Source organism: Streptomyces sp. NPDC059009, assembly GCF_042740175.1.
Taxonomy (GTDB): Bacteria; Actinomycetota; Actinomycetes; order Streptomycetales; family Streptomycetaceae; genus Streptomyces.
Map to the genome: position 1 here is coordinate 91,487 of NZ_JBHYJB010000018.1, position 16,014 is coordinate 107,500.

Below are 16,014 nucleotides of genomic sequence, written 5' to 3' on the forward strand. Positions count from 1 at the left end.
TGCTTCCTCCTGGCGGCAGTTGTCCTTGAGGACACTGCGACGCTATGGCTCGCCAACTCATAGCGTCCAAGACCAATAGCGCTATGGCCTCATGATGGAGGAGGCATGACAGCGGTGCGGGCCGCCTGTTCGTTCCGGCGGCCCGCACCAGTGGAGCCGTGTCAGCAGGGCTTCACGTAGAAGGTCCTGCCGGGGTACTTGACCTTGCCCTTGACCGGGCCACTGCTGGAGGCGGGCTTGCTCTTCTGGATCGTGCGCTTGTCCACGTCCTTGAACTTCGCGACGGTGCCGTGGGTCTGGTTGTTGATGTAGGACGTCGGCATCCACTTCTTCCACGGGCCGTGGTTGACGCAGGAGTACTTCGGGGACGCCCAGGAGTACTTCTTGTGACCGTTCACCACCTTGTAGCCGTGTACGCAGATCGCCCCTGAGGGACAGCGGTAGGCGGCCGCCGACGAGGACTCGGCCGACGCCGAGGTCGACGCCGAGCTCTGCGCCTGGGCCGACACCGTGGTGGCGCCGCCCACGGCCAGGACCGCGGCGCCGGCCACGGCCACTCCCGCGATGCGGTGCTTGATTCCGGCGTTCCGGATGCTTGCGATGTTCATGTGTCCCCCGCGCTCTTGTCTCTGGGCTGATGCGTCGGCGGCCTCGTTCCCGCCGTGCACACGCCACTCTGCCCGGCGTGCGTTGCTGCGGGCGACGCTCTTCGGGCGTACCCGAAACAGCGAGCTCAGGGGAACGCCTACCCCAAGACGTGAGCCCGGCGGATCATGCCCCGGTACGACGTCGAGGACGAGGTCGTACGACCGTGAAGTGCCGCCGTACGACCACGGTCTCCATCTTGATCGGTTCCCTTCCCGGCGCTCAACTCGGCTGCCTAGGTTCGGCGTCACACCCACCACAGGGGCGAGTTCGGCCCCTTCCGTGACAGTGACTCGGAGGCAGCAACAATGAAGCAGCGCACCGCACTTACCGCCTCACTCGCCCTGGCCGTGAGCGCCACCCTGGCGGTCGGCGCCCTCGCCCCGACGGCGGCGCAGGCCGCCCCGGAGGAGAGAGGGCACAAGGCGACCGAGGCGGCTCTGCGCGCCCTCGTCGAGAAGGGCAACTTGCCCGGCGTCGCCGCCAAGGTCCGTGACGGAAAAGGGACTTGGTACGGGGCCGCCGGATACGCGGACACCGCCACGGGGCGCAAGCGGTCGGGCGACGACCACTTCCGTGGAGCCAGCGTGACCAAGACCTTCATCGCCACCGTCCTGCTCCAGCTGGAGGCGGAAGGGCGGCTGAGCCTCGACGACACCGTCGAGCGGTGGCTGCCCGGACTCATCCACGGCAATGGGTACGACGGTGACGCGATCACCCTGCGGCAGCTCCTCAACCACACCAGCGGACTGGCCAATTACACCGACGACGCCGACTTCATACGCGACGCCGCGGGCCCCGGCTTCGAGCAGCACCGCTACGACACGCACACCCCCGAAGAGCTCGTGGCGATCGCCCTGAAGCACCCGCCGCACCCCGACCCGCAGAAGAACCCCGTGTACTCGAACACGGCCTACGTGATCGCCGGAATGGTCATCGAGAAGGTCACCGGCCGCGATTACGCCAAGGAGGTCACCCGGCGCCTCATCAACCCGCTGAAGCTGCGCGAGACGTCCTTCCCCGGTACGGTGCCCCAGATGCCGGCCCCGCACCCCGTCGCGTACTCCCGTCTCCACGAGGACGCCCCCGACGCCTCCGTCGTCGACGCGACCGAGCAGAACATGACCTGGCTCGGCGCCGCGGGCGACATCATCTCCACCAGCGGAGACCTGAACCGCTTCCAACGCGCCCTGATGCGGGGCGAGTTGCTGCCCCGCGCCCAGATGAAGGAGATGCTCCAGGAAGTGCCGTTCGGGGAAGGCGTCGGCTACGGGCTCGGGGTCGAGTTCGCGGAACTGACCTGCGGGGTGCGGGTCGTGGGCAAGACCGGCCGCGCCAACGGCTCGCTCTCCGCCATGGTCGGCACGCCCGACGGCAAGCACCAGCTGACGTTCAACATCAACGGCGACTGGCTGCCGAAGAGCTCGCTCTACACGGATGTGATCGAGGCGGAGTTCTGCGGCGGCTAGCGCGAGGCCAGGAAGGCGCGCCAGGCGTCGGGGGTGACGGTGAAGTGGGGGAGGGAGGTGTCCTTCGAGTCGCGGACGTGGATGAGGGTGGGGCAGGTGGCTGTCTCTACGCAGTCGTCGCCTTGTGCGGTGCTGTACGACGACTTGTGCCAGTCGAGGGCGACTTCTATGCAGGAGTCGCCTTGGTCGCTGCTGTAGCTTGACTTGAACCAGGCGAGTTCGGCGGTGCTCATAGTTCTCCTCGCAGTCGCTCCAGCAGGCCCAAGGAGTCTGCGGGAGTGAGGGCCTGCGAGCGCAGTGTTGCATACCGCTGATGGAGTTCAGCAGCTTCGTTCGGGTCGTAGATCAGGCGGCCGTTCTTCTGCCCCTCCGAGTAGGCGAACCGTTGTCGATCCGGGGTCTCCAGCAGCTGCATGGGCCCCGCCAGGCTGGCGTGCCGACCGGACTTCAACGGCATCACTTGGAGTACGACGTTCCGTGCCTGTGCGCACCTGATCATGTGATCGAGGAGGTCGCGAGTGACCCCCGGCCCGCCCAACTGCCTTCTCAGTACGGCCTCTTCGATGATGAAGCTGAACGCCGTGTTGGGCCGCTCCTGCAGGATCCGCTGACGCTCCAGCCGCATGAGTACCTGGGATTCCAGGTACTCATCGGTGACTGGCGGGATCGAGTTGTCGTACACGGCGCGGATGTACCCCTCCGACTGGAGCAGCCCAGGCACGAGCCTGCACTCGTACGTATCGAGGCTGATCGCCAGGGCGGCGGCCCGTACTCCGCGACAGAGTACGGGCGTGCGAGTGATCAACAGGCGCACTGGAAGGCCGACTTCGGGTGAGGCATGCTGGCCGCGGCGCCCGGGGCGGGGCGTGCGGTGAAGTCGTCGAAGGGACTCACGTGGTCGAGCGTCGGATACCCCGGCCCAAGGAGCTGGCCGAGATCCTGCGGCCCAGGAAGCCGATCCTGGATCCGGTCGAGCGGCGTCTCGCGCAGGCGCACACCATCGCGGATCTGCGGCGCCTCGCCGTCCGCCGGTGCCCGCGCGCGGTCTTCGACTACGTCGACGGGGCCGCCGAGGGCGAGATCAGCCTGCGGCGGGCCCGACGGGCCTTCGCGCGGGCCGAGTTCCACCCCCACGTGCTGCGCGGGGTCGCCGACGTCGACCTCGGAGTGGACGTCCTGGGCAAGCGGTCGGAGCTGCCCTTCGCCCTCGCCCCCACCGGGTTCACGCGGATGATGCACCACGAGGGCGAGCGCGCCGTCGTCGCGGCGGCCCGCCCGGCCGGGATCCCGTACGCCCTGTCGACCATGGGCACGACGTCCATCGAGGACGTCGCCGCGGCCGAGCCCGATGCCCGCCGCTGGTTCCAGCTGTACGTGTGGAAGGACCGGGCCGCCTGCCGCGAGCTCATCGAGCGGGCCCGCGCCGCCGGGTACGACACGCTGATCCTGACCGTGGACACTCCGGTCTCCGGGGCCCGGCTGCGGGACGTGCGCAACGGACTGACCCTGCCCCCGAGCCTGGGCCTGCGGACTTTTGTCGACGGCGCCCTGCATCCCTCGTGGTGGGCGAACCTCCTCACCACCGAGCCGCTCACCTTCGCCTCCCTCACCTCCTGGGACGGCACGGTGGCCGAGCTGGTGAACGCGATGTTCGACCCGTCGCTCGACTTCGACGACCTCGACTGGGTGCGCGCGGCCTGGCCCGGCAAGCTCGTCGTCAAGGGCATCCAGAACAGCGACGACGCGCGCGACGTGGTCAAGCACGGCGCCGACGCGGTCGTCGTCTCCAATCACGGGGGACGCCAACTCGACCGCGCGCCCACGCCGTTGGAGCTGCTGCCGAAGACTGTGGACGCCGTCCAGGGCGAGGCCGAGGTCTGGCTGGACACCGGCATCATGTCCGGCGCCGACATCGTGGCGGGCCTCGCGCGCGGCGCCGACCTGTGCCTGGTCGGCCGCGCCTACCTGTACGGGCTCATGGCGGGCGGCCGACGTGGCGTCGAGCGGACCGTCGACATTCTGCGCACGGAGATCCTGCGGACGATGCAGCTGCTCGGCGTCGAGCGGGTCGCGGACCTGCGGCCCGAGCACGTCACGCTGACGTAGTGCCCGCTCGGGCTCAGTGCGGTCCGGCCATCAGCGCAAGCGCTCGTACCAGTGGAAGGACACCGTCGGACCGGTGACCAGCGAGTGGGGCGGCAGGCGGGCACGCCGGACTTCGGCGTGCCGCTCGCCGACGGGCGCAGGGCGTGACCGGCCCCCGTCCGGTACGGGCCCTATGCGCGCGCAGTGAAACGGTGCACCGTGCTCGACCGGTACGTCCGGCCGGGCCGCAGCACCGTCGACGGGAACGACGGGTGGTTCGGTGAGTCCGGGAAGTGCTGGGTCTCCAGGCACAGCCCGTCGCTCTGCCGGTAGATCCGCCCGCCGGTCCCGGTGAGCGTGCCGTCGAGGAAGTTCCCCGAGTAGAACTGCACGCCCGGCTCGGTGGTGGCGATCGTCATGGTCCGCCCCGAGTCCGGGTCGCGCAGCGTGGCGAAGGGCTCGGGGGAGCGGGTCAGGCCCTTGTCGAGGACCCAGTTGTGGTCGTAGCCCTGGGCCGTCACCAGCTGCGGGTGCGCGGCCCTGATGTCGTCCCCGATGCACTTGCCGCGCCGGAAGTCGAAGGGCGTGCCGGCGACCCCGGCCAGCTCGCCGGTCGGGATGAGCCCCTTGTCGGTGGGAGTGAACCGGCCGGCGGCGAGCCGCAGTTCATGGCCGAGGACGTCGCCGCTGCCCTCGCCCGCGAGGTTGTAGTACGTGTGGTTGGTGAGGTTGACGACGGTGGCCTTGTCGGTGGTCGCCGCGTAGTCGATGTGCCAGTCTCCGCGCACGGTCAGCGTGTACGTGACCTGGACGCGCAGGGTCCCGGGGTAGCCCATCTCGCCGTCCCCGCTGACGCGGCTGAGGACGAGCCCGACGCCACGGCGGCCGTCCGCGAAGGGCTCGACGTCCCACACGCGCTTGTCGAACCCCTTGGCCCCGCCGTGCAGGCTGTTCTCGCCGTCGTTGACGGAGAGCTGGTGCGTGGTGCCGTCGAGGGTGAAGCGGCCCTTGGCGATGCGGTTGCCGTAGCGGCCGATGAGGGCGCCGAAGAAGGTGGTGGCGTCGAGATAGTCGTCGAGGTTGTCGAAGCCCAGCGAGACGTTCGCGTACCGGCCGTGACGGTCCGGCAGTTCGAGGGACTGCACGATGCCGCCGTAGGAGAGGACCTTGAGGCGGGTGCCGCCGTTCTCCAGGGTCCAGCGGTGGACCCTGGTGCCGTCGGGGGTGCGGCCGAAGGGTTCCTTGGTGGGGGGCTTTCCGCCTGTGGTGGCCCGTGCGGTGCCTGCGGTGGCCGCCGTGAGGCCCACGGCGGTGGCCGCGGCGAGGACGGTGCGTCTGTTCGTTTCCATCTGTGGCTCCTGGGTCGGGAGTTGATTTCCCTTCCCCGATCCCGTCCCTTCCCGAAACCCGGCTCCGCCGGGGCCTGGGGCGCCCCGATCGCGGCCTGCGGCCGGCCCGTCCGGCGTTTGAGGACGAGGCGCGGAGCGCCGATCGGGGGCAAGGGGCGCAGCCCCATGAGCGGTGCCCCAGGGGCGACGGAGTCGCCGGATCGGGAAGGGGCGGGGTTGGGGAAGGAGAAGCGGGCGGGGCCTAGCGGCCCACCTTGCGTTTGTTCCACACGTCGAAGCCGACCGCGGCCAGCAGCACAAGCCCCTTGATGACCTGCTGATAGTCCGTGCCGATCCCGACGAGCGACATGCCGTTGTTCAGCACACCCAGCACAAGGCCGCCGATGACCGCCCCCATCACCGTGCCGACCCCACCACTCATCGACGCGCCGCCGATGAACGACGCGGCGATGGCCTCGAGTTCGAAGTTGAGGCCCGCCTGCGGGGTGCCCGCGTTGAGGCGGGCCGCGTAGACACAGCCCGCGAGCGCCGCGAGGACGCCCATGTTGACGAAGACCAGGAAGGTGACGCGCTGGTCCCGCACGCCGGACAGCTTCGCGGCGGCCTTGTTGCCGCCGAGCGCGTACACGTGCCGTCCCACGACCGCGTTGCGCATCACATAGCCGAGCCCGATCAGCAGGCCGCACATGATGAGCATGACCACGGGGACGCCGTGGAAGCTGGCGAGGGTGAGGGTGAAGGCCACGACCGCCGCCGTCATCGCCACGCACTTCGCCGCCCACAGACCGGCGGGGAGCACGTCGAGTTCGTACGCCGACTGCCGCTTGCGGTCCCGCCATTCGCGCAGCAGCAGGAAGGCGACCGTCGCCAGGCCGAGGACGAGCGTCGGGTTGTGGTACTGCGTGTACGGGCCCATCTCGGGGATGAAGCCCTTGGCGATGTTCTGGAAGCCGTCAGGGAAGGGGGCCAGGGACTGGCCCTCCAGGACGATCTGCGTCAGGCCGCGGAACAGCAGCATCCCGGCGAGCGTCACGATGAACGACGGGATGCCGAGATACGCGATGAAGAAGCCCTGCCAGGCCCCGGCCACCGCGCCGATCAGCAAGGAGAGGACGAGGGCCAGCACCCAGGGCAGGTCGTGCTTCACCATCATCACCGCCGCCATGGCGCCCACGAACGCCACCAGCGAGCCCACCGACAGGTCGATGTGGCCCGCGATGATGACGATCATCATGCCGATGGCCAGGATGAGGATGTAGCCGTTCTGCTGGATCAGGTTCGAGACGTTGCCCGGCAGCAGCAGCGTGCCGTCGGTCCAGATCTGGAACAGGACGACGATGAAGGCGAGCGCGATCAGCATCCCGTACTGGCGCATGTTGGCGCGCACGCTGTCGAGGAGGACCGCTCCCGCCGAGTGAACGGCGTTACCGGCAGCGGTCGTTGGCGGGGTGTCCTTGGAGGGAGTGGTCGTCGTGGTCATGGCGGGGCCTCAGCTTCTGGTCCGGGTCATCTGGCGCATCAGGACTTCCTGGGTGGCGTCGGCCCGCTCCACCTCGCCGGTGAACCGCCCCTCGGCCATCGTGTAGATCCGGTCGCACATCCCGAGCAGCTCGGGCAGTTCGGAGGAGATGAACACCACCGCCTTGCCCTGCGCCGCGAGCCGGTCGATGACCGTGTAGATCTCGTACTTGGCGCCGACGTCGATGCCGCGCGTCGGCTCGTCGAGGATCAGCACCTGAGGGTCGGCGTGGATCCACTTGCTCAGCACGACCTTCTGCTGGTTCCCGCCGGAGAGTCGGCCCACCTGCTCGAAGACCGTGGGCGCCTTGATGTTCATGGAGGTGCGGTACCGCTCGGCGACCGAGCGCTCGTGGTGCTCGTCGACGACGCCGCGCCGGGTCATCCCGGACAGGGACGCCAGGGAGACATTGCGGTTGATGGTGTCGATGAGGTTGAGGCCGTAGCGCTTGCGGTCCTCCGTGACGTACGCGATCCCGGCCGCCACGGCCGCCGGCACCGTCTTCGTCTGCACGCCCCGGCCGTTCACGGCGACGGTTCCGGCCTCATAGATCCCGTAGGACCGCCCGAACACCGACATGGCGAGTTCCGTGCGGCCCGCGCCCATCAGGCCCGCGATGCCGACGATCTCCCCGCGCCGCACGGTCAGCGACACGTCGTCGACGACGGTGCGCTGGTGGTCGACGGGGTGCCGCACCGTCCAGCCGGAGACCTCCAGGGCCGTCGCCGGCTCGCCCTCGTACGCCGTCCGCTCCGGGAAGCGGTGGTCGAGGTCCCGCCCGACCATGCCCCGGATGATCCGGTCCTCGCTCAACTCCGGTTCGGCGCCCTGCCGTTCGCGCACCGTCAGTGTTTCGATGGACCGGCCGTCGCGCAGGATCGTCACCGCGTCCGCGATCTGCCGGATCTCGCCCAGCTTGTGGGAGATGACGATCGAGGCGATGCCCTGCTCCCGCAGCTCCACGATCAGATCGAGGAGCGTGGCGCTGTCCTCGTCGTTGAGGGCGGCCGTCGGCTCGTCGAGGATCAGCAGCCGCACCTCCTTGGACAGCGCCTTCGCGATCTCCACGAGCTGCTGTTTGCCGACGCCGATGTCCGCGACCGGCGTCTGCGGGTTCTCGCGCAGCCCCACCCGCTTGAGCAGCCGGGAGGCCCGCCGCAGCGTGCCGTTCCAGTCGACGAAGCCGCCGAGGCCGCGCGGTGACGTCTGCTCGTTGCCGAGGAAGATGTTCTCCGCGATCGACAAGTACGGGACGAGAGCCAGCTCCTGATGGATGATCACGATGCCGCGCTTCTCGCTGGCCCGGATGTCCTTGAAGGCGACGGGCTCCCCGTCGAAGAGGATCTCCCCCTCGTACGAGCCGTGCGCGTGCACTCCGCTCAGGACCTTCATCAGGGTCGACTTCCCGGCCCCGTTCTCGCCGCAGATCGCGTGGATCTCCCCGGGCCGGACCGCCAGGTTCACCTCGGAGAGCGCCTTGACGCCGGGGAACGTCTTGGTGATCTGGCGCATCTCCAGTACGGGCTTCCCCGTCACCGCCGCCGTCACTTGAGCTGCCCGGCCTTGAAGTACCCCTCATCGACGAGGAGTTGCGTATTGGACCTGTCGATGCTGACCGGGTCGAGCAGATACGCGGGCACGGTCTTCTTGCCGTTGTTGTAGTCGGTGGTGTTGTTGACCTTCACCTTCTTCTTGTTGAGGAGCGCGTCGCCCATCTGCACTGCCTGCTCGGCGAGCTTGCGGGTGTCCTTGAAGACGGTCTGCGTCTGCTCGCCCCGGTTGATCGACTTGATCGAGGCCAGCTCCGCGTCCTGCCCGGTGATGACCGGCAGCGGCTCGCTCTTCGAGCCGTACCCCGCGCTCTTGAGCGCCGAGATGATGCCGATGGAGATCCCGTCGTACGGGGAGAGGACCGCGTCGACGCGCCGCTCCCCGTAACTCTTGCTGATCAGGTCGTCCATGCGCTTCTGCGCGGTGCCGCCGTCCCACTTCAGCGTGGTGGCCTGGTTCATCCGCGTCTGCTTGCTGCGCACGACGAGCTGGCCGCTGTCAAAGTACGGCTTCAGCACCTTCATGGCGCCGTTCCAGAAGTACCGGGTGTTGTTGTCGTCGGGGTCGCCCGCGAACAGCTCGATGGACTTCGCCTCGCCCGCGTCCTTGTCGGGCTTGCCGAGCTTCAACTTGTCGACGAGGTACTGGGCCTGCAGGCGGCCGACGCGCTCGTTGTCGAACGACGCGTAGTAGTCGACGTTCTTGGTGCCGAGAATGAGGCGGTCGTACGAGATCACGGGGATGCCCGCGTCGTGCGCCTGCTTCAGCACGTCGGTGAGCGCGGAGCCGTTGACCGCGGCGATCACGAGAAGCCGGTGCCCCTTGGTGATCATGTTCTCGATCTGGGCGACCTGGTTCTCGACCTTGTCGTCGGCGTACTGCAGGTCGGTGTCGTACCCGGCCTTCTTGAACTGCGACGCCATGTTCTTGCCGTCGGCTATCCACCGCTCGGAGGACTTCACGGGCATCGCGAGGCCAATGGTGCCGCCCTTGCCGGCCGGTGGCTTGTAGCGGCTGCCGCCCTTGGCCTCCTGGCCGCAGGCGGTGAGGGCGAGGGAGAGGGGGAGCGCGAGGGCGAGGAGCGTGGCGCTCGCCCTCGTACGGATTCTGCGGGTGCGCATGGGATCAGTCCCCTTCCGGGACGGGGAAACGGCTCAGTTCGCCCGGCAGGCGCGCGCCGAGCGGCGACATCCCGCCGTCGGCGCCGTGCCGGGCGAGGAGGTCGAGGACGAGGCGGCCGCGCCGCACCCGCTCGCGCGCGGTGGCGAGGGTGTGCTCGCGCAGATGGGCGCCGTAGGGGTAGATGCCGGGCGACTTGCTCAGGCCGAACTTCAGATACAGGGGCGCGCCGCGCCGGATCAGCTCGGCCGCCTCGTACATCCGGACATAGCCGCCGAGGTCGTCGGGCGCCTCCACGTACATGTCCATGGGGGCGCGGCTGACCCGGCGGATCTCCGTGAGGTGGTCCAGGGTCAGGTCGGACGGCACGTTGAGGGAGTCGGCGCCGAGCCGCTCGTAGACGGCGTACGAGGCGGGGTTCACCGGGCCGGTCAGCGCGGACAGCTTGAGGGTCGTGTCGGCGGGCAGCAGCCCGGCGGCGCGCAGCCGGTGCAGCGTCCACAGCACGCCCTCGTCCGCCACGAGCAGGCAGCGCACCCCCGACTCGGCGGCGCGCAGGGCGTCTTCGACGCAGCCGGCGAGCGCGTCGTGGCCCCGGGCGCGGAGCCCGGCGCCGCCGGAGTCGCTGCGTGTGGAGCCGCCGATGTCCCAGGTGCCGCGCGGGCCGGTGAACAGGCACAGCTCGATGTCGCGCTCGGCGCACGCCTCGGCCATCTCGGTGATCTCGACGTCGGTGAGCATCCACACACCGCTGCCCTGGCTGATCCGGTGCACGGGCAGATCCAGGCGCGCGCTCTCCTTGAGCACGACGGACAGCGCCTCCGGGCCCTCCACGGAGGGGATCTCGGTGCGCCAGGTGCCGCCGTCGGGGAACGTGTGCGGGGAGGCGTCGGCCGGGTCGACGCGGGGGACGGCGTGGCCGACGCGGGCGAGGGCGGCGGCGCCGGGGCGGCGGGGCGGTGAGGGGGTGGTCACGGGACTCCCAGGGTGGTCCGGTCAGGGGTGTTCGGTATCTCGAACGACGTTCGGAAAGGTGGGCAAAGAGAGGGTGGGCAGAGAGGAAGAGAGAGGGTGGGCAGGCAGAGCCCGTCCGGAGGTTGAGGACGAGCCCGAAGGGCGTGGGCGGTACGGAGGTGAGAGGGTGCCCGTCGCGGCACGGTCAGGGACGCAGCAGGACCTTCCCGGTCTTCGGGTCACCCCCGCCCACCAGGTCGACCGCCTCCGCGAACCGCTCCAGCGGAAACTCGTGCGTGATCAGCGGCGCCGGGTCGAGCAGCCCCAGGCCGAAGGCCCGTACCGCCGCGGTCCAGGCCGACGACGGGGCCCCGAAGACGCTGCGGATCTCCAGCTGGCTCAGCGACAGATGCACCGGGTCGATCCCGGCCGCGCCCGGCGTGAACATCCCGGTGAGCACGACGCGGCCGCCCCTGCGGGCGAGCAGGCACGAGTCGGCGGCCGTGGACGGGCCGCCCGCGGTCTCCACCACGAGGTCGAAGTGGCTGGTCAGGGACGGGAGTTCGACGGGAGAGTGCGCGGCGCTCGCACCGAACCTCAGGGACTGTTCGCCGCGGGCCGCGCGCGGGTCCAGGACCACCAGCTCGGCGGGCGAGACCGCGGCGAGCAGCTGCACGGCGAGCAGCCCGAGCGTCCCGGCCCCCACGACCGCGACGCGCTCGCCCGGAGCCGGACGCCCGGCCCGTACCGCCGCCGCGACGACGGCGGCGGGCTCCAGCAGGGACGCGGCCCGCAGGTCGGCGTCGTCGGGCAGCGGGTGCAACAGGCGTGCGGGGACGGTGAGATGGTCCGCGAAGGCGCCCGGCTCGGTGAACCCGGTCTCCGCGTACCCGCCGGTGCACAGGCTCGTCTCGCCGCACCGGCAGCGCTCGCACACCCCGCACGCCCGGAACCCCTCGGCGACCGTCCTGCGGCCCACGAGCCCGGGGTCCACGCCGTCGCCGGCCGCCGTCACCGTGCCGGACCACTCGTGGCCGGGCACGACGGGGTAGCGGACGTAGGCGGCGTCCCGGTGGCCGTCGTACACCTCCCGGTCGCTCATGCAGATCCCGGCGGCGGCGACCCGCACCAGGACCTCGCCGGGGCCCGGCTCCGGCACCTCGCCGACGGCCAGGCGGTGCACGCCGGGCCGGTCGACGACCAGGGCCCGGCTCACTTCGGGGACCTCTGCTCCCAGCCCTCGGCCCACAGGTCGAACCGGGCCTTCTGCTGCGGGAACTCGGCGGCCGCGTCCACGTCGAACTCGACGCCGAGCCCGGGCGCGTGCGAGATCTCGAAGCAGCCGGTCTCCGGGTCCACCTGCGGGGCGCCCCGCACGACCTTCTTGATCTCCGCGTCCGCGAAGTCGTTGAAGTGCTCCAGGATCTTGAAGTTCGGGGTGCAGGCGGCGAGTTGGAGCGAGGCGGCCGTGAGTACCGAGCCGCCCACGTTGTGCGGGGCCACCAGCACATAGTGGGTCTCGGCGGTCGCGGCGAGCTTGCGGGTCTCCAGGATGCCGCCCATGTGGCCGAGGTCGGGCTGGACGATGTCGGCGGCCTGCGACTCGAAGAGCTCGCGGAAGTCGATCCGGTCGTGGATGCGTTCACCGGTCGCCACCGGCAGGTCCACCTTGTCCGCGACCTTCTTCAGCGTCTTCAGGTTCTCCGGCGGCACCGGCTCCTCCAGCCACGCGGGCCGGAAGGGGGCGAGGTCGTGGGCGAGCCGCACCGCCGTCGAGGGGCTGAACCGGCCGTGCATCTCCAGCATCAGCTCGGCCTCGGGCCCGATCGCGTCCCGCACCGCCTCGATCAAGTCCACGGCGTCACGGGTCTGTTGGTGGTCGAGCTCGTAGTGCCCGGTCCCGAACGGGTCGATCTTCAGCGCGCGGTAGCCGCGCGCCGTCACCTCCTGGGCCGCCTTGTGGTACGCCTCCGGAGTGCGCTCGGTGGTGTACCAGCCGTTCGCGTACGCCTTGACCCGGTCCGTGACCTTGCCGCCGAGCAGCTGCCACACCGGCACCCCGAGGGCCTTGCCCTTGATGTCCCAGCAGGCCGTCTCCACGACCGCTATGCCGGACATGACGATCTCGCCGGCCCGCCCGTAGTCGCCGTACTTCATGCGCCGCACCAGGTCCTCGACCGCGAACGGGTCGGACCCGGCGATGTGGTTGGCCTCGGCTTCGCGGAGGTATCCGATGAGCGCGTCGGTGTGCCCGAGCATCCGGGTCTCGCCGACGCCCGTGAGGCCCTCGTCGGTGTGGACGAGAACATAGGTGAGGTTGCGCCAGGGGGTCCCGACGACATGAGTGCTGATTCCCGTGATGCGCACGGCAGTTGCCCCTGAGGTTCGTAGGGTTCGTGGGGTTCGTGAGCTGCGTTCGAGATTTCGTCACACGTTCGAAATGGTGGCGTGACCGTAATCAGCCGTCGCTGGGGGTGTCAATGGGTCGTGCGGCGGCTACTTTCGCAGGGTCCGCGGTCGCCTTCGCGGGACCATTGCCGGGCGAACGAGGCTGTGGCTAGCCTGTGTTCGCTATACCGGCCATTGGTCGGAGTTTCGAACAATCAGGGTGGGTGAGGACCATGGGACGTCTCGTCCCCGCGGTGACCAGGGCGCTGGACATACTCGAACTGTTCCTGGAGAGCGACGGCACGCTCTCGGCCCCCGACATCACCCGCAGGCTCCAGCTGCCGCGCACCACCGTGCACGAGCTGGTCACCACCCTCGCGGCGCGCAACTACCTGGCGCAGCTGCCCGATCAGCCCGGCCGCTACCGCCTCGGCGTCCGCGCCTACCAGCTCGGCAGCCGGTACGGGGAGCAGCTGGACCTCGCCGCCGAGGGCCGGGAGGTGGCCCGCGAGGTCGCCGAGACCTGCGACGAGACCGTGCACGTCGCGATCCTCGAGGGCCTGGACGTCATCTACATCGCCAAGGTCGACTCCACGCACGCGGTCCGCATGGTCTCGGCCGCGGGCCGCCGCCTCCCCGCGCACTGCACCTCGGTCGGCAAGATGCTGCTCGCCGCGCTGCCCCCGGACGAGCTGGACCTGCGCATCGAGGAGGAGGGCGGCGAGCTCGTCGGCATGACCCACAACAGCATCACCGACCCCGACGCCCTGCGCACCGCCCTCGCCGGGATCCGCGAGCGCGGCATCGCCACCGAACACCGCGAGTCGAACCCGGACGTGAGCTGTGTCGCCGCCCCCGTCCGCGACGCCTCGGGCCGCGTCGTCGCCGCGCTCTCCGTCTCGGTGCCGATGATCCGCTGGACCGAGGAGCGCGAGGCGGAGCTCGCCGACCTGGCCGCGAAGGGCGCCGCGGACCTCTCCGCACGCCTGGGGCACCGGGGCGGCCACCGATGAGGCGTCACGTGGACGTGGCGGTACGGGAGTTCGCGTCCCTGGGCGAGGGCCCCACCTGGGACCCGGCGACGGACCGGCTGATCTGGGTGGACATCCTGGGCTCCCGCGTCCACACGTACCACCCGGCGAGCGGCGCCCGCACGGTCATGGCGACGGAGCAGCACGTCGGCGCGGCGAAGCCCCGCGCGGGCGGCGGCCTCGTGGTCAACCTCCGCGACGGCGTCGCCCGCTACGACGCGGACGGCGCCTTCTCCTGGCTGCTGCGCGACCCGGTCCCCGGCCGCCGCGGCAACGACGCGGCCGTGGCCCCCGACGGCGCGCTCTGGGCGGGCACCATGCGCTACGACGAGGAGCCCGGCGGCGGCACCCTCACCCGCCTCGCCCCGGACGGCACGCACACGGAGGTCTCCGACGCGGTGGCCGTCAGCAACGGCACCGGCTGGAGCCCCGACGGCACCCGGATGTACTACGTGGACAGCCCCACGCGCCGCGTCGACGTCTGCCGCATGGACGGCCGACTCCCCGTCGACCGAAGCCCGTTGGCGGTGATCGAGGAGGGCGCAGGCTACCCGGACGGCCTCACCGTCGACGCCGACGGCTGCGTCTGGGTGGCGCTGTGGGACGGCGCCCAGGTCCGCCGCTACACCCCGGACGGGACCCTGGACCGCGTGGTCGAGCTCCCGGTGCGCCGCCCCACGGCCTGCGCGTTCGGCGGCCCCGGGCTGCGCGACCTCTACATCACGACGGCCCGTACGGGTCTCCGGCAACCCCACCCGCTGGCGGGCTCCGTCCTCGTACTGCCGGACGCGGGCCAGGGGCTGCCGGGGACTCCGTTCGCGGGCTGACTGACGTCCGCGGGCTGAATCAGGAGGTCTGGGCCTTGTCGTACGCGGCCTTCGCCTCATTGCCGAAGTACGGGCCGAACATGGTGTTGGGCAGGAACGTGTAGCCGAAGCTGTTCACCGAGGACTGGAGCCCGGTCCCGGTCGACTCGTTGAACGACCGGAACCACGGGCCGCCGCTGGAGCCGCCCGTCATGTTGCAGCCGAGGCTGTGGTCCTTGGTGAGCAGGAAGTCCTTGCCCGACGTGCCGCTGCAGTAGATCAGCTTGCTGCCGTCGTACGGGGACGCGGCGGGGTAGCCGAACGCGTACATCGGCTTGTTGTACGCGCCGTTGAACTCCAGACCCTGCGCGCCCACCGTGTCCGCCAGCTTCTTGCCGTTCAGCGGCGCGACGACGGCGAGACCCACGTCGTAGTTCATCTCCTCGCTCGCCGCCCACTGGTCGGTGGCGAGCGTCTTGGTCGCGGACCAGGTGCCGTACGGCGCCTGGCCGTCGTGGTAGCCGGGCACGAAGGTCCAGTTGGTGTGCCAGGAGCCCTGGTACTTCACGCAGTGCCCGGCGGTGATCACGGTCGAGCCGTTCTGGCTGGTGACCGAGGAACCGGAGCAGGAGGCGTTCTTGCCCTGGAAGGTGAAGAAGACGCGGCCCGTGGTCTTCACCACCGCGCCGTTGCCCGTCCAGGGCCCGCCCGGCTGCGGAATGGCGGTCGGCGCGACGACGCTGCGCTTCCCGCCGGGGCGGGGTGCGCTCCGGGCCGTGGGGCTCTTCAGGTCGAGCATGTCGAGCGGCTTCGCGGAGCGCATCCGCTCGGCGGTCCAGTAGCCCTTGGCCTGGTGGGTCTGCGTGAACGAGGCGGCCGGGGCGGGTGCCGGTGCCGGGGCGGCGGCCGCCGTGGTGGCGGAGAGGGCCCCGGCCAGCAGGGCGCCGACCGATAACAGGACGGCTGTGGCGGTGCGTTGACGTCTCACGCGTGTCTCCTTCTGCCGCGGTGGGGGACGAGCCGGACTGGCATTGCGGTGCCTGGCTGTGCGGTGCGGAGCGTTGTGCGCGAGAGGAAGAGTGCTCTTCCGGCAGGGGC

The 16,014-nt window shown here is 70.3% G+C and carries 15 protein-coding genes; 4 read left to right on the top strand and 11 right to left on the bottom strand.

Translation table 11 applies throughout. From position 1 onward, the window contains the following. Positions 1 to 161: 161 nt before the first annotated feature. Positions 162 to 608 carry a hypothetical protein gene (locus ACFWYM_RS19610; RefSeq protein WP_384838272.1) on the bottom strand — a complete coding sequence of 149 codons (447 nt, stop codon included), beginning with the start codon at positions 606 to 608 and terminating at the stop codon, positions 162 to 164. Positions 609 to 953: 345 nt separating this feature from the next. Between ACFWYM_RS19610 and ACFWYM_RS19615 the strand changes: the two genes are divergently transcribed. Beyond that, the gene (locus ACFWYM_RS19615) at positions 954 to 2,114 is read left to right on the top strand and encodes a serine hydrolase domain-containing protein (protein WP_384838275.1); all 1,161 of its coding nucleotides are present in this window, start codon (positions 954 to 956) and stop codon (positions 2,112 to 2,114) included. On the opposite strand, the gene ACFWYM_RS19620 is transcribed toward ACFWYM_RS19615, so the two are convergent. Both ACFWYM_RS19620 and ACFWYM_RS19625 read right to left on the bottom strand, forming a co-directional pair. Further along, a complete protein-coding gene (locus tag ACFWYM_RS19620; protein WP_384838278.1) occupies positions 2,111 to 2,347 on the bottom strand; it encodes a DUF397 domain-containing protein in 237 nt (78 codons plus the stop codon). The genes ACFWYM_RS19615 and ACFWYM_RS19620 overlap by 4 nt on opposite strands. Beyond that, positions 2,344 to 2,928 (bottom strand): DUF5753 domain-containing protein, encoded by a 585-nt coding sequence (locus ACFWYM_RS19625; protein WP_384838281.1) that lies wholly within the window; start codon positions 2,926 to 2,928, stop codon positions 2,344 to 2,346. The genes ACFWYM_RS19620 and ACFWYM_RS19625 overlap by 4 nt, the downstream gene beginning before the upstream one ends. A gap of 80 nt (positions 2,929 to 3,008) precedes the next feature. On the opposite strand from ACFWYM_RS19625, the gene ACFWYM_RS19630 reads away from it, so the two are divergent. Further along, positions 3,009 to 4,220, top strand: coding sequence for an alpha-hydroxy-acid oxidizing protein (locus ACFWYM_RS19630; protein WP_384838284.1), 1,212 nt, complete (start codon positions 3,009 to 3,011; stop codon positions 4,218 to 4,220). 170 nt (positions 4,221 to 4,390) lie between these two features. Here ACFWYM_RS19630 and ACFWYM_RS19635 read toward each other — a convergent pair whose 3' ends face one another. From ACFWYM_RS19635 to ACFWYM_RS19665, 7 genes are all read right to left on the bottom strand, one after another. Next, the gene (locus ACFWYM_RS19635) at positions 4,391 to 5,548 is read right to left on the bottom strand and encodes an aldose epimerase family protein (RefSeq protein ID WP_384838286.1); all 1,158 of its coding nucleotides are present in this window, start codon (positions 5,546 to 5,548) and stop codon (positions 4,391 to 4,393) included. A gap of 241 nt (positions 5,549 to 5,789) precedes the next feature. Next, a complete protein-coding gene (mmsB, locus tag ACFWYM_RS19640; protein ID WP_384838289.1) occupies positions 5,790 to 7,028 on the bottom strand; it encodes a multiple monosaccharide ABC transporter permease in 1,239 nt (412 codons plus the stop codon). A gap of 9 nt (positions 7,029 to 7,037) precedes the next feature. After that, positions 7,038 to 8,579, bottom strand: coding sequence for a multiple monosaccharide ABC transporter ATP-binding protein (gene mmsA / locus ACFWYM_RS19645; RefSeq protein ID WP_384838457.1), 1,542 nt, complete (start codon positions 8,577 to 8,579; stop codon positions 7,038 to 7,040). Positions 8,580 to 8,611: 32 nt separating this feature from the next. Further along, the gene (chvE, locus tag ACFWYM_RS19650) at positions 8,612 to 9,739 is read right to left on the bottom strand and encodes a multiple monosaccharide ABC transporter substrate-binding protein (protein WP_384838292.1); all 1,128 of its coding nucleotides are present in this window, start codon (positions 9,737 to 9,739) and stop codon (positions 8,612 to 8,614) included. 4 nt (positions 9,740 to 9,743) lie between these two features. Next, a complete protein-coding gene (locus tag ACFWYM_RS19655) occupies positions 9,744 to 10,712 on the bottom strand; it encodes a hypothetical protein (RefSeq protein ID WP_384838295.1) in 969 nt (322 codons plus the stop codon). Positions 10,713 to 10,896: 184 nt separating this feature from the next. Further along, positions 10,897 to 11,907, bottom strand: a complete 1,011-nt coding sequence (locus ACFWYM_RS19660) for a zinc-binding dehydrogenase (RefSeq protein WP_384838298.1) — start codon at positions 11,905 to 11,907, stop codon at positions 10,897 to 10,899. Next, positions 11,904 to 13,058, bottom strand: a complete 1,155-nt coding sequence (locus ACFWYM_RS19665) for a mandelate racemase/muconate lactonizing enzyme family protein (protein ID WP_384838301.1) — start codon at positions 13,056 to 13,058, stop codon at positions 11,904 to 11,906. The genes ACFWYM_RS19660 and ACFWYM_RS19665 overlap by 4 nt, the downstream gene beginning before the upstream one ends. A gap of 254 nt (positions 13,059 to 13,312) precedes the next feature. Between ACFWYM_RS19665 and ACFWYM_RS19670 the strand changes: the two genes are divergently transcribed. Together ACFWYM_RS19670 and ACFWYM_RS19675 are read left to right on the top strand one after the other, a co-directional pair. Then, on the top strand, positions 13,313 to 14,092 hold the full coding sequence (locus tag ACFWYM_RS19670) for an IclR family transcriptional regulator (RefSeq protein ID WP_384838304.1): 780 nt from the start codon (positions 13,313 to 13,315) through the stop codon (positions 14,090 to 14,092). Then, positions 14,089 to 14,937 carry an SMP-30/gluconolactonase/LRE family protein gene (locus ACFWYM_RS19675; protein WP_384838307.1) on the top strand — a complete coding sequence of 283 codons (849 nt, stop codon included), beginning with the start codon at positions 14,089 to 14,091 and terminating at the stop codon, positions 14,935 to 14,937. The genes ACFWYM_RS19670 and ACFWYM_RS19675 overlap by 4 nt, the downstream gene beginning before the upstream one ends. 19 nt (positions 14,938 to 14,956) lie before the next feature. Here the strand turns inward: ACFWYM_RS19675 and ACFWYM_RS19680 are convergent, their stop codons facing one another. Then, the gene (locus ACFWYM_RS19680) at positions 14,957 to 15,904 is read right to left on the bottom strand and encodes a trypsin-like serine peptidase (RefSeq protein ID WP_384838310.1); all 948 of its coding nucleotides are present in this window, start codon (positions 15,902 to 15,904) and stop codon (positions 14,957 to 14,959) included. Between the last annotated feature and the right edge of the window lie 110 nt (positions 15,905 to 16,014).

Coding starts and splice junctions, on each gene's coding strand:
- ACFWYM_RS19610 (WP_384838272.1), bottom strand. CDS start 608: ATGAACATCGCAAGCATCCGGAACGCCGGAATCAAGCACCGCATCGCG.
- mmsA (WP_384838457.1), bottom strand. CDS start 8,579: ATGCGCCAGATCACCAAGACGTTCCCCGGCGTCAAGGCGCTCTCCGAG.
- ACFWYM_RS19620 (WP_384838278.1), bottom strand. CDS start 2,347: ATGAGCACCGCCGAACTCGCCTGGTTCAAGTCAAGCTACAGCAGCGAC.
- ACFWYM_RS19635 (WP_384838286.1), bottom strand. CDS start 5,548: ATGGAAACGAACAGACGCACCGTCCTCGCCGCGGCCACCGCCGTGGGC.
- ACFWYM_RS19670 (WP_384838304.1), top strand. CDS start 13,313: ATGGGACGTCTCGTCCCCGCGGTGACCAGGGCGCTGGACATACTCGAA.
- ACFWYM_RS19615 (WP_384838275.1), top strand. CDS start 954: ATGAAGCAGCGCACCGCACTTACCGCCTCACTCGCCCTGGCCGTGAGC.
- ACFWYM_RS19675 (WP_384838307.1), top strand. CDS start 14,089: ATGAGGCGTCACGTGGACGTGGCGGTACGGGAGTTCGCGTCCCTGGGC.
- chvE (WP_384838292.1), bottom strand. CDS start 9,739: ATGCGCACCCGCAGAATCCGTACGAGGGCGAGCGCCACGCTCCTCGCC.
- mmsB (WP_384838289.1), bottom strand. CDS start 7,028: ATGACCACGACGACCACTCCCTCCAAGGACACCCCGCCAACGACCGCT.